A 12913-nucleotide genomic window follows, 5' to 3' on the forward strand; every position below is an offset into this window, starting at 1 on the left:
CCGTAAGGGCCTAGCCGACGAGGCTGGGCTCCGGGGCCGCCTTCCACGCCGCCTGCGCCTCGCTGATCGCGACCACGAGATCCTCGCGGTCCCCGGCCTCGGCGGCCTGTTCGACCAGCAGCAGCGCCTCGCGCACGCCGGGTTGCCCGAAGGCGGCGGCGCTGCCGGCGATCTGGTGGGCGCGGTCGGCGATGGCATGGGTGTCCTCGGGCAGGCCAGCCAGCCATTCGAAGAGCGAGCTGGTCTCGGACATGTAGCGGTTGCGCAGCTTTTCCATCGGGCTCTCCTTCTGTTCCACCAAGAGGGGCGTTGCGCCGTCCAGCTTCACCCGGCGGTCCCGACCGGCGCAGAAGCGAACGATGATCTGGGCGAGTTCGGTGCGTTGCAGCGGCTTGCCAAGGAAATCCGACATGCCCGCGGCGGCAAAGCGGTCCTTGGCCTCGGGCAGGACGTTGGCCGAGAAGGCCACGATCGGGGCGTTCCAGTTCGGCCCGTCGCCCTCGCGGATCATCTTGGTCGCGGTGAGGCCGTCCATTACCGGCATCCGGATGTCCATGAGGATCAGGTCGAACGGGCGCTTGGCCGTGATGTCCACCGCCTCCTGGCCGTTGCGGGCTTCGGTGACGTGGTGGCCCATGCCGACCAGCACCTCGTAGGCCAGCTGCATGTTGATGTCGTTGTCCTCGACCAGCAGGATCTCGAGATCGCTGGGCGCCTCGCTCTCGGGGCCGGCGCCGCTGTCTTCGACGGGGCGCTCGACCGGCAGGACCGGGATGCGCAGCCAGAAGGTGCTGCCCTCGCCAAGGGTGCTCTCGACGCCGATCACGCCATCCATGGCCTGCACGAAGCGGCGCACGATGCCGAGGCCAAGCCCGGTGCCGCCGACGCTGTCGCTGACCTGGTGCGAGACGGTCTGGAAATCCTCGAAAATCCGCGCCAGATCGCCTTCGGCGATGCCGCTGCCGGTGTCGCTGACCCGGATCTCGATCTTGGCAGGCTCGCCCTCCTCGATCACCTCGGCCTCGATGCTGATGCGGCCTTCGCGGGTGAACTTGATGGCGTTGCCCACGAGGTTGAGCAGGATCTGCTGCAGGCGCGAGCTGTCGACCTCGACCCACTCCTCGGGTGTGCCGACCCAGCCCCATTGCAGGGCGTTGCCGTGGGCATGGGCGGCGCTGGTTTGCGAATCCACGATGTCCTGGAACAGGTGACCCAGGTGGGTGACATCCTCCTGCGCCTTGTCGGCCCCGGATTCGAAGCGCGCCACGTCGAGCACCGCATCCACGTGCCGCATCAGGAGCTCGCCCGAGATCTTCATGTTGCGCATGTACCGCGACTGGTCACTGCTGAGCTTGGTGTCTTCCATCAGCGACAGGTTGCCGAGGATGCCGTTCAGCGGCGTGCGGATCTCGTGCGTCATCATGGCGAGGAACTCGGCCTTGGCCTGCTCTCCGGCCAGCGCCTTGTCGCGGGCCTGCACCAGTTCGTTCTCGGCCGCCAAGCGGTGCGAGATGTCGCGCAGGAAGGCCACCATGAGCTGCTCGTCACCGGCATGGGCGGTCTCGATCGCAAGTTCGACCGGGAAGGTCTCGCCGTTGGAGCGCATTGCCTCGAGCTTGACCCGGCCCTGGCCGATCACCCGATGCTCGCCATCGGCGGCAAAGCGGGCCATGCCGGCCTCATGCGCGTCGCGCAGGTGCTCGGGGACGATGATATCGCCGACCCGCTTGCCACGCACATCCTTCAGGCGGCAGTCGAAGATCCGCTCCGCCGCCGGGTTGAAGTTCTGGATCCGGCCCGTTGTGTCGGTCACCACCACTGCGTCGAGCGAGGTGTTGAGGATGGTGTTCAGGCGGGCATAGGCGATGGCCAGTTCCTTGCCGCGCTTCTCGGTCTGCTGGGCGGTGCGGCGCGCGTGCATCAGCAGCGCCGCCAGGGCGAGCAGCAGTAGGCCCGTGAGCACCGCAAGCCGCAGCAGCGTCACCGCGACCGAGGTGCGCAGCTCGTCGGATTCGAGGGCGAAGTGTTGCAGGCCGGTGGTGGCGATCTTGCGCACGAGGACGCGCATCTCGTCGGCCTGCGCGGCCAGGTCATCGAGATTGGCGCGCAGCTCGTCCCGCGGGCCGTCGATCAGCGGGATCATCGCGTTGAGCCGGTCGCGCACCTCGGTCAGGGGGGCATCGAAGGCCGGGTCTTCGCGCAGCGAGGAGTAGAGCGAGCCGTTGGCCAGGGTCGAGGTGCGGCTGTAGAACACGTCGAACTCGACGATGACACTGCTCAGGGGCGTCTCGGGTGCGGTGCGGGCCCAGTTCACGGCGTTGCGGAACTCGAGGAATTCGACTTCGGCCTGCGACAGCGTCCAGTGAACATTGTCGGAGCTGGCCGAGCTGAGGAACTTCAGCTCCTTGACGACCTCTCTCACGAGCACGGCGATGGCCAGCAAGCACAAAAGGGCGAGGACCGATAATACGGCTCGCCCGGTGCGCCGGAAACCGGTTGCTAGCGTCATTCAGCCTCCAAGGGTATGGGTTGAGTGGCCCCCTACCTTATCGCCACACGGTCGAGTTGCCAGATGCTCCGTGAGTAGATCACTTCGGTCCGGTACTCGGCATTCGACGAGTACGGGTAAATCAGCCACAGCGGACCCTTGTCGCGGCGCGACATCAGCTTGCCATCCATTTCATAGGCCACGATCGGACCTTCTTCGACGGCATCGCTGACCGGGATCACGACGGTGTAGTCGTTGATCGCTGTGGCATCGATCTCGGACCCGGTGGCGCCGACATGATCGAGCAGGGTCTTCAGTTCCACACCGGTGAAGGTAATGGTGCCAGGGGTCCAGATCGTCTCGGTGGTGACGTCGGTGGCGCCGAGGGCGCGCAGCATGTCGAGGTCGAACGCCGCGGTGCCGTCGCCATTGGTGTTCTCGATGTCGCCGCTGATCGTCAGAAGAACGGGGCCGGTCGGTTCTTCGAGTTCACCCGCGGCGACAGAGGTGGCACCGAGGAGAAGCAGCAGAAGAGCTGCGACCCGGGTAAAACGTTCCGTAAGAGTGTACATGGCACCAACCTTGATTCAGACGTTCTGTGAATCCTGCCATCGGACAGGGCTTTTTTCATGCGGGGATCAGGACAGTGACCCTATCCGAAAGGATAGGTCTGACGCCTTTTTCCCAGATATTAGCGGAACTTCGCTCAATACGCGCCGCGTCCCGAGAATACGGCCTGTGCGGTCAAACCCAGCAGAATCAGGTCGAGCAGGAGGCTACGCGAGCGCACATAGGCGATGTCCATGTCCACCATCTTGTCGAAGCCGATATCGGCGCGGCCCGAGACCTGCCAGAGGCCGGTGATGCCGGGGCGTGCATCGAGCCGCTCGAGCGCGTGGGCGGGGTAGGCGGCGACCTCGGTGGGCAGGGCCGGGCGTGGACCGACCAGAGACATGTGGCCGAAGAGCACGTTGAAGACCTGCGGCAGCTCGTCGATCGAGTAGCGACGCAGAAGGCGGCCGACGCGGGTCACGCGGGGATCGCTGCGCGACTTGAAGCAGATGCCCTCGCGGTCCGAGCTGGCGCGCAGCTCGGCCAGACGCTCGGCGGCGTCGGTGTGCATGGTGCGGAACTTGAAGATGGTGAAGGGTTTGCCGTTGCGACCGACGCGGGTCTGGCGGAACAGCACCGGCCCGCGGCTGTCGGCCCGGATCAGTGCAGCCACCAGAAGCAGCAGCGGCGCCATGATCAAGGTGAGGACGAGGCTGCCCGCGAAATCCAGCAGCCGCTTGCCGATGGCCTCGGGGCCGGCAAGGCGCAGCGCGTGCCGCGCGGCCCGCGCCATGAAGGTCGCGTTGCCGACGAGGTAGCGCCCGGCCATGCGGCGCGGCTCCATCGCCAGCCGCCAGGCCCATTCCAGGCGCGCCTTGCGCACCGGCGCGGGCGCGCGCTGCACGGTCCCGGCGAGGAAGTCGAACAGTGCCCCGACGCCAAGCACCAGCCCGGGTGCGAGGTCTGGCAGGTGGTTGTCGATCCACAGCTCCTGCTGTGGCACGCCCATGGCAACGAGCAAGATGTCGGCTCCCGAGGCGTTGATCTCGCGGATCGCCTCGGCGCTGTTGGCGGCGCCGCCAAAGCCGTCGCGGGTGCCGGCGATGCGCAGGCCGGGGATCGTGGTGGCGAGCTTGCGGGCGGCGGCCTCGGCGGTGCCGGGCTTGGCGCCGAACAGGAAGACCGAGAGGCCGCGCCGGGCCGCGGCGCGCAGCAGCGCCGGGGTGAAGTCGGTGCCGTTGAGGTTCTCGGTCAGCTCCGTGCCGGTCATGCGGGCGGCGAGCTCGATGCCGATGCCATCGGGCAGCACGGCGCCGGCGCGGGCCAGCGCCGCGGCATAGTGCGGATCACGGGCGCGGATGTTGGCGCAATGCGCGTTGAGGAAGAAGACCGTGCGCGCCGCGCCGCCCAGCAGGGCTTCGACGCAGCCATCGGTGGTGGCGTCGACCACCGGCAGGCCAAGCACGCGCTTGGTGTTCAAGGCGGGGGTGGCGGCAAGTGAACGGGCGAATGCGGCGGGGGGCATCATCTTCATGGTGGGGGTCTCCTCCTGGCTGAGTGGCCCCTCCTGGATCGCCTGAAGACAGCGTTAACCTCAATTTCCCAGCCGGTGAGTCCGGTGGCGCGGACGGTGCGCATCCTCGCCGGACGCAGCGTCACGGGCGCGTTCATCCCCGCCTCCTATCCAGCGGGATAGACGCTCTATGCGGGCGTTTGCGAGAGCGGCCTATACCTGTGGGTAGGAGGCCTATTCGGCTTTGCCGTGAGCGTTCGCAGAATTGCCTTAACGGGGTGCGGGCACTCGTGTAGCGTGTAGATCCGAAAGCAAGATCTTACGGTGCCCCGATATGCGCGTTCTCATCGCCGACGACCATGACCTGCTGCGCGACACGCTGATCGCCTTTCTTGATGACGAAGATGGAATCGAGACCGGCAGCGCATCGAGCTTCGACGAGGCGCTTCAGCGCATGAAGGACGATGTGGCGTATGATCTGGTCCTGCTCGACTACAAGATGCCGGGGATGAACGGGCTTCAGGGCCTGAAGCAGGCGCTGGCGATCGGCGGCGCCCGCCACGTGGCGCTGATCTCGGGCGAGGCCAGCCGCGAGATCGCGGAAGAGGCGCTCGAGCTCGGGGCGGCGGGCTTCGTCCCCAAGACTCTGCCGGCCAAATCCCTTGTGAATGCAGTGCGATTCATGGCCATGGGCGAGCAATACGCCCCCATTGCCTTCATGACCGCCGCCGAGGAGGTCGAGGAGCACCCGCTGGCCAAGTCCCTCACCAAGCGCGAGCTGGAAGTGCTTAAGGGGCTGACCGAGGGCAAGTCCAACAAGGAGATCGCCCGCGATCTCGAGATCACCGAGCCGACGATCAAGCTTCACGTGAAGACGCTCTATCGCAAGCTCGACGTGAACAACCGCACCCAGGCGGCCATCGTCGCGCGCGACGCCGGCATCTTCTGATCCGGTCACGCCACGGCCTCGCCGAAGGGATAGGTCGGCGGCGCATCCGAGGCCCCCGGCCCTCCGCCCGCGCAGCGGCATTCATACACGCTTAAGGTTAATGTCACGGGCAACGGAGGATTGCCCATGACCTTTGCCGACCAGTCCCTGACCGCCGAGACCGACGCAGCACCCGCCCGCCGCCGCTTCCGGCTGTGGCCGCGCAAGATCAGCCTCCGCCGGCTGCTGATGGGCGGCGCGACGCTCGATCTCAGCCGCCTGCCGCGCTACCTGTGGATCTTCGCGCTGGGCGCGGCGGCGATCTGGGCGCCGATCACCGGCTACCTCAAGACCGCGCCGCTGAAATATTCCAGCCACATGTCGCTGATCCTGCCCGGGTCCGGCGCCTCGGCCTCGGTCAACCTTGCCGAGATCGGGCAGGCGTCGAGCTATTCCAACTCGGCCTTCTCGAGCAACTCGGTCAGCCCGACCGAAACCTACAAGCGCCTGCTTGCGGCCGACCGCGTGCTGCGCGATGCCGCCGACCGGCTGGGCACCGACAAGGCTGGCTTCGGAGAGCCGCGGGTCCGGCTGGTGGACCAGACCGCCTTCATCCATATCGAGATGACTGGCCCCAGCGCCGAGGCCGCCCGCGCGCGCAACGGGGCGCTGCTGGCCGCCTTCTTCGACGAGATCGACCGCCTGCGCGGCGACGAGCAGGACAGCCGCCAGACCGGCGGACTGGCCGCGATCGAGGAATATCAGGGGTCTGTCGCCGCCACCCGCGACGACATCGCCCGACTGCAGGCCGAGAGCGGGCTGCACTCGTCCGAGCAATACCGCCGCCAGCTCGACGAGCTCGACGACCTGCGGGCGCAGCACGAGACCCTCAGCGCCGAGCACCGCAACAAGCTGGCCGCCGTAACGCAGCTCGAGGCGCAGCTTGGCACCGACGCGGCGCAGGCGGCGATCATTCTGCGCCTGAACGGCGATGCCGATTACCTCGCCCTGCTCGAGACCATGTCCGAGGCGTCGGCCGAGCTGGCGAGCGCCCGTGCCCGCTATGGCCGTCAGCACCCGGAGGTGGTGAAGGCCGCCACCGCCTACGAGGCCGCCAGCTCCGAGGCGCAGGTCCGCGCGCGGGCCCTGACCGGCGGGACAGGACAGCTCGAGCGCGCCATCGACGGCGGCCGCGCCACGCTGCTGACCGAGCTGGTGCGGCAGGAGGCCGAGCGCACCGGCCTCGCGGCACAGGTCGCGGGCCTGACCGCCCATATCCAAGCCGAGGCCGCCCGGCTCGAGGCGCTGGCCCCGCTGGCCGCGCGGCTCGAGGATCTGCAGCGCGACTTCAGCGTCGCCGAGGCGGTCTTTGCCTCGGCCATCGCCCGCACCCAGTCGAGCAAGACCGACATCTACGCCTCGTACCCGCTGGTGCAGGTGCTGGAAGACCCATCGCTGCCCGACGGGCCGACCTCGCCCAAGCGCAAGCTCGCCGTGGTGGCCGGGGCGGCGGCCACGTTCCTGCTGCTGTTTTCGCTGAGCCTCGCCTGGATCCGTCTGGCGCTGATCCGGCGGCTGCTCTTCACCAAGGCCGAGCGCACATGATCGCGCCGCAAAACCCCGCCGAGGCCATGGTCTGGAAGACCATCGTCTGGACCTGGCCACTCTACGGCATCGGCGCGCTCTACGTGGTCGGGCCGGTGCTGGCATGGCTGCTTGCGATGCTGGCGGTGCTGGCGCTCTATCTTGGCCCGGCGATCCGCAGCGACCTGCGCGCAACCGGGCCAGTGCCGCCGGTGGTCTGGGGCTGGATCCTCGGCATGGCGGTGATGCTGGTGGCGCTTTGGGCCGGGCATCTCGACTGGGGGCTGGGGCCGAAGAAGACCATCAAGTCCTCGATCGGCTGGGCCAAGGGCTGGGCACTTCTGGCGCTGTTCCCGCTGGCCGGCGCGGTGCTGCCGATCCGGCGCGAGATCCTGATCCGGGCGCAGTGCAAGCTCGGCTTCTACACGCTTTGCCTCGCCCCGATCCTGCTGATCGCGCCAACGCTGGGCCTGCCCGAGCGCATCTTTACCTCGCCGCTCAAGGCCATCGGCGGGCCGGGGCCGGAGTATTTCTCGGTCTACCTCTTCACCTTCGACCCGGCCTCCTGGACGCCGCGCTGGCAGTTCTTCGCGCCGTGGTCGCCCTTTGCGGCGCTCTTGGGTGTGACCACCGTGCTGTTCGCTCTGGAAGAGAAAGAGAACAAGTGGCGCGCGGCGGGCGTGGCGGCGGGTGTGCTGATGATCCTCGCCTCGAAGTCGCGCATGGGGCTGGTCGGGCTCGTCGCCTGCACCATCGGGCCGCGGATGATGCCGCTGATCCTCAAGGGATGGGCGTGGGGCGCCTTCGCCGGGCTGACCGCCTCGATGGCCATCGTCGGGCCTGGGCTGCTGCGCGCCATCGACAGTGGCGTCTCCGCCTTCAAGGGCGCACGCGCCGACAGCACGCGGGTGCGCGAAACGCTGCAGCGCATCGCGCATGAGCGCTGGCAGGAGGAGGCGGTGTGGTTCGGCCACGGCACTGTGCATCCGGGGCCGCATATCGTCGAGTACATGCCAATCGGCAGCCATCACACGTGGTTCGGGCTGCTCTTCGTGAAGGGGCTGACGGGGCTTCTGGCCTTTGCCGTGCCGCTGGTCTGGCAGATCTGGATCGCGCTCAAGGACGCCGCGCTCGGGCCGCGCGGTCGGCTGCCGCTCGGCATCTGCATGGTGCTGGTGCTGCTCTCGTTCGGCGAGAATATCGAGATCGAGGCCTACCTCTTGTGGCCGGCGCTGGTGGTGCTGGGCCTGCACGCCCGCGAGGTCGCGGATGCGCGGGCCGAAGATCAGCCCGTGCACCAAACAGAGCCTGTTGCGGCCTGACCTAGCCCGCCTTGGTCAGATCGTCGATCGCCCGAAGACCTTTCAGCAGCCGCCGGAGATCCGAGATCGGCACCATGTTGGGGCCGTCCGAGGGGGCGTTGTCGGGGTCTTCGTGGGTCTCGATGAAGACCGCCCCCGCGCCCACCGCCAGCGCGGCGCGCGCCAAGGGTTCGACGAACTGGCGCTGGCCGCCCGAGCTTGCGCCCTGACCGCCGGGAAGCTGCACCGAGTGGGTGGCGTTGAAGGCAGCGGGCAATTCCTCTGCCAGACGGGTCAGCGCCTGGGCCTCGGTCGCAAGCACCGTGCGGGCGATTTCGGAAGAGGTCTGGGACATGGATCTACCGTCAATGAATCTTGTCGCCTGTTACCTTGCAATGCGGGCGCTGTCCAATTGCGGCTGCCAAAGTGACGCGAGGGGCCGCAGAGCCTTTGCCCCGACTCGAAGCTGACGTTCGGTAAACGCGCTGTGATTGTTTCGCTCTCGGAGGCTCGCCACTCCCTTGCGTCACAATCGCCTTAGGGATGTGTTTTGTCCTTGTATTGTGGTCCGGTCGCAACATTCAACGGCCATTTGCGGTATCATAGGACCGCGTTTGCCGCGCGCTCTACAAATGCAACGCCGGTTTTGTTACCCCATGGAAAACAATAAAGAGAGCAGGCACAGGCAAGATGGGAACGGGCATCAAGGGCACGTTCGTCATATCCTGGTCACAAACGCTGGTAGACGGTTTCGAGTGCGCAGGGTTTTCGTCGCTTCGTGTCGGAGCGGCATGGGCATGGCGCGGCGAGGCTGTTCGGGTGGATGGGCCTTCGGGGCTCCTCGAGCTTGATCGTGCGGATGACGTTGTCGACATCCGCCGTCGCGCGGCGCAGATGGTGCGCCGGCTTGTGGGGGCCGCGGTGACGAACAACAGCCGTCTCGACACGGTCGAGGTCGGACATCCTCTTTCGGAGAGCAGTTTCATCGTCACCGACGGTGCGCAGACCTATACGGTCACGCTGATCCAGGTGGATGGCGCGGCGCGTCCGCTGCTGATGTTCCTCAACGAGATCCCGCCGCGGGGTGTCGATCTCTGGGTCGTGCATGCGTCGCTCGGGCCGCTGGCCAGGCATGAGGGCGCGGAGCAGTCTGGCGGGGTGATCTGCTTCACCCCGGGCACCCGTATCCAGACCCCGACCGGCCCCGTACCGGTCGAAGCGCTGCGCGAGGGCGACCTGATCCAGACCAAGGACAACGGCCCGCAGGAGGTGCAGTGGGTCGGCAGCCGCCGGATGACCGGGGCGCGGCTCTTCGCCATGCCCAGGCTGCGCCCGGTGCGCATCCGCGCCGGCGCCTTCGGGATCGAGCGCCCCGACGAGGAGTTCCTGGTTTCGCCCGAGCACCGGATGCTGGTGACAGGCCCTGCAGCGCGGGCGCTGTTCAACACCGACGAGGTGCTGGTGCGGGCCTCGGACCTGGTGAACGGGCGCACCGTGGTGCGGGATCTGGCGGTGCGCGAGGTGACCTACGTGCACCTGCTGCTGCCGCGCCACGAGGTGCTGTTTGCCAATGGGGTCGAGACCGAGAGTTTCCATCCCTCGAACACCGCGCTGACCACGCTGCGCGACGCAGACAGGATGCGGCTTCTGGCGATGATGCCGGAGATCGATCACAGCCCGCAGAGCTATGGGGGCTTTGCCCGGCGCAATCTCTCGGAATCGGAAGCGGCGATCCTGATGCACGAGGCCGCCTGAGGGGGCGGGACATCGTGGGCTCAGTCCGGGTGGCTCAGTCGCGGATCTCGTCCGGAGCGACGCCCCAGAGCGCCGATTTCGGCGCCCAGCCGTCATAACCGCCGGCCGAGAGCTCGCACCACGCGGTCTCGCACTTGCCGAGGCGCGCCACCACGCCGAGCGCCAGCCTGGCATTGACCGGGGCGGTCTCGTCGGGGCGGCCGTGCAGTTCGAGCATGTCCTGCTGCACCAGTACCGTGCGCACCCCCGACAGCAGCGAGTAATGCACCCAGCCGCCGGCACCGTCTGCGTCGCGCACGCGGCGCCAGTGCCCATACTCGGCGGTGATCTCGAGCGGCATGTCGCGGCGGGTGTAGATCCAGTCGATGCGGTGGGTGAGCGACGGGCCGCGCCGCACGTTGCCCTCGGACGCCTTCATCGACACGTAGCGCGGCAAGGGCAGATTGGTGACCGGGCCACGCTCGTCGGTGGCGGCGGAGACGGTACCGGTCAACAGGGCGGCCATCAGCCCCACGATCAAAGCGGCCATGCGCATTTCACTGTCCTGCCCGAGTTTTTCAGGCGGGGTTCTTGTGCCCCGCACGCTCATGGGACACTGTGCCATCGGAGACGAGCAGTGGAAAGGGAGGGGAGGCGCGCCATGCCTCAGAAACGCCTGAGTGTTGTCGTGACGCGACGCTTGCCCGAAGCGGTCGAGACGCGTTTGAGCGAGCTGTTCAACGTGACCCTGCGTGAAAGCGACACGCCGATGTCGCGTGCCGAGCTGGCCGAAGCCATGGCCGAGTGCGACGTGTTGGTGCCGACCATCACTGACCCGATCGATGCCGGGCTGATCGGTCAGGCCGGTGAGCGGCTCAAGCTGATCGCGAATTACGGTGCCGGGGTTGATCACATCGACGTCGAGACCGCCCGCCGTCGCGGCATTCTTGTGTCGAACACGCCCGGCGTGATGACCGACGATACCGCCGACATGGTCATGGGGCTGATGCTCGCGGTGACCCGGCGGATGCAGGAGGGGCTTGCGGTGATGCAGGCCGGCACGTGGGAGGGCTGGGCGCCCAATGCCTTCCTCGGCACGCGGCTGGGCGGCAAGCGGCTGGGCATCCTCGGCATGGGCCGGATCGGTCAGGCGGTGGCCAAGCGCGCGCAGGCCTTCGGGATGCAGATCCATTATCACAATCGCCGCCGCCTGCGCCCCGAGACCGAGGACGCCTTCGAGGCGACCTACTGGGAGAGCCTCGACCAGATGGTGGCGCGGATGGACGTGATCTCGGTGAACTGCCCGCACACGCCCTCGACCTTCCACCTGCTCAACGCGCGCCGGCTGAAGCTGATGAAGCCCTCTGCGGTTTTGGTGAACACCTCGCGCGGCGAGGTCATCGACGAGAGCGCGCTGACCCGAATGCTCAAGGCGGGCGAACTGGCGGGTGCCGGTCTCGACGTCTACCAGCACGGCATCAAGGGCAATCCCGAGCTCGTCAACATGCCCAACGTGGTGATGCTGCCGCACATGGGCTCGGCCACCATCGAGGGCCGGATCGAAATGGGCGAGAAGGTGCTGCTCAACGTCAAGACCTTCGCCGATGGCCACCGGCCGCCGGATCAGGTCGTTCCCGCCATGCACTGACCTGTCTCAGGCCGGCCTCTGCGCCGGCCTGATCGTTTCGAAAGACCTAAGCTTTCGGAGAGCTTTGTGGGCAAGCGCCCCGCTATCGCCGCTTTTGCATGCCCTCCCGCGCCATTGCCGCGGATCACTGTGCCCCTCGTGAGTGTGTCACGGGCTGAACAGTGAGTGAGAACAGTGCTAGGTTATATCTTCGAACGTCTTATCAAACCTGTCTCGGAGGGCGGTGCGGCTGTCGCATCGGACCTCGGGATCGAATCCATGGAGGGGGCCGGGCGATCCGAGGCCGGAGAGCACCATGAGAGCCTCGAAGAGGAGCTCGAGGCCGAGGCCAACGCCTCGTATGGGGACGAGCTTTTCCACGGGCGCCGCATGGGCGGTCTTTCGGCAATGAAATTCGAAGGCGATGGCAGCGTGCGCGGCCTTCGCAACGCCGTCGTCAGCCTCGGCTATGTGGTGCCGCTCGGGATGGTGGATGCCGCCGAGGAAACCGCGCAGGAGCGCGCCATCAGGATGTGGCAGGCGGACGCGGACGATGAGAGGACCGGGCTGGCCCCCGATGAGCTGACCGGGACTCTGGAGGGAGACGAGGCCAGTCCGTCGGCGCCGATCTTGTCTCCGTCCGTGTCGCGCCTGATCGAGGGGGATGTTGAGGAAAGGCGTCCGACTGCTGCGGGTCCGTCACCAGACGGGGCCGACGGGCTGGCGCCGACCCTGGGCCCGGATCAGGCCGCAGGCGACCTGCCGGACGCGGTGCTTTCGATCTCCGAGCCGTCCTCTCCAGCGCCTCAGTGGTTCACCACCGTTGCGGCAAGCAATCTGGTCGTCGGGCCAGCCTCGGCCCCGGAACTTGCCGAGATCGCGCTGTTCCTTGCAGAGGACGCCCCCGAGGTCTTCGAGTTCTACGCGCCGCAGGAGCGTCCCGAGGCGACGGTCGCCGACGGTGAGCCGCCGCAGGACGACGCCATGGTCGAACTGCTGATGGCCGAGGTGATGCGCGAGATCCACGATGAGCATGAAGCGTTCGAGCTTGCGGACGAGCCCGGCCACGGCGCCCAGTTGGACGATCACGCGCAGGGCCACTTCGCGGATCACGCCGACATCGCGTAAGCCATCCCGCGCAGATCGAAAAAGCGCCCGCCCTTGTCGGGGCGGGCGCTGGTGGTTC

The 12913-nt window shown here is 67.3% G+C and carries 11 protein-coding genes; 6 read left to right on the plus strand and 5 right to left on the minus strand.

Annotated features, from left to right (window positions below; genetic code table 11):
- Positions 1-10 precede the first annotated feature (10 nt).
- The 3 genes from JF542_RS15290 to JF542_RS15300 all read right to left on the minus strand — a co-directional run bounded on the left by JF542_RS15290 (position 11) and on the right by JF542_RS15300 (position 4574).
- A complete protein-coding gene (locus JF542_RS15290) occupies positions 11-2428 on the minus strand; it encodes an ATP-binding protein (protein ID WP_340689161.1) in 2418 nt (805 codons plus the stop codon).
- A 113-nt stretch (positions 2429-2541) separates the two neighbouring features.
- On the minus strand, positions 2542-3060 hold the full coding sequence (locus JF542_RS15295; protein WP_207076459.1) for a putative pterin-binding protein: 519 nt from the start codon (positions 3058-3060) through the stop codon (positions 2542-2544).
- Between the two features lie 134 nt (positions 3061-3194).
- The gene (locus JF542_RS15300) at positions 3195-4574 is read right to left on the minus strand and encodes a WecB/TagA/CpsF family glycosyltransferase (protein WP_207076460.1); all 1380 of its coding nucleotides are present in this window, start codon (positions 4572-4574) and stop codon (positions 3195-3197) included.
- Between the two features lie 313 nt (positions 4575-4887).
- On the opposite strand from JF542_RS15300, the gene JF542_RS15305 reads away from it, so the two are divergent.
- The 3 genes from JF542_RS15305 (at position 4888) to JF542_RS15315 (ending at position 8387) form a co-directional block, all read left to right on the plus strand.
- Positions 4888-5502: a response regulator transcription factor gene (locus tag JF542_RS15305; protein ID WP_207076462.1), complete on the plus strand. Its 615-nt coding sequence runs from the start codon at positions 4888-4890 to the stop codon at positions 5500-5502.
- A 126-nt stretch (positions 5503-5628) separates the two neighbouring features.
- On the plus strand, positions 5629-7086 hold the full coding sequence (locus JF542_RS15310; protein WP_207076464.1) for a GumC family protein: 1458 nt from the start codon (positions 5629-5631) through the stop codon (positions 7084-7086).
- Entirely contained in the window at positions 7083-8387 is a 1305-nt protein-coding gene (locus JF542_RS15315) for an O-antigen ligase domain-containing protein (protein WP_207076465.1), read from the plus strand. The genes JF542_RS15310 and JF542_RS15315 overlap by 4 nt, the downstream gene beginning before the upstream one ends.
- Position 8388: 1 nt before the next feature.
- Here the strand turns inward: JF542_RS15315 and JF542_RS15320 are convergent, their stop codons facing one another.
- Positions 8389-8721: a hypothetical protein gene (locus tag JF542_RS15320; RefSeq protein ID WP_207076466.1), complete on the minus strand. Its 333-nt coding sequence runs from the start codon at positions 8719-8721 to the stop codon at positions 8389-8391.
- Between the two features lie 335 nt (positions 8722-9056).
- Here JF542_RS15320 and JF542_RS15325 point away from each other — a divergent pair, with 335 nt between their 5' ends.
- A complete protein-coding gene (locus tag JF542_RS15325) occupies positions 9057-10121 on the plus strand; it encodes a Hint domain-containing protein (RefSeq protein WP_207076467.1) in 1065 nt (354 codons plus the stop codon).
- A gap of 34 nt (positions 10122-10155) precedes the next feature.
- Here the strand turns inward: JF542_RS15325 and JF542_RS15330 are convergent, their stop codons facing one another.
- Positions 10156-10656: an SH3 domain-containing protein gene (locus JF542_RS15330; protein WP_207076468.1), complete on the minus strand. Its 501-nt coding sequence runs from the start codon at positions 10654-10656 to the stop codon at positions 10156-10158.
- Positions 10657-10761: 105 nt separating this feature from the next.
- Between JF542_RS15330 and JF542_RS15335 the strand changes: the two genes are divergently transcribed.
- Together JF542_RS15335 and JF542_RS15340 are read left to right on the plus strand one after the other, a co-directional pair.
- A complete protein-coding gene (locus JF542_RS15335; protein WP_007795890.1) occupies positions 10762-11748 on the plus strand; it encodes a 2-hydroxyacid dehydrogenase in 987 nt (328 codons plus the stop codon).
- Between the two features lie 258 nt (positions 11749-12006).
- The gene (locus tag JF542_RS15340; RefSeq protein WP_207076469.1) at positions 12007-12855 is read left to right on the plus strand and encodes a hypothetical protein; all 849 of its coding nucleotides are present in this window, start codon (positions 12007-12009) and stop codon (positions 12853-12855) included.
- Positions 12856-12913 lie beyond the last annotated feature (58 nt).

It is taken from the genome of Salipiger bermudensis (assembly GCF_017309175.1).
GTDB lineage: Bacteria > Pseudomonadota > Alphaproteobacteria > Rhodobacterales > Rhodobacteraceae > Salipiger > Salipiger bermudensis.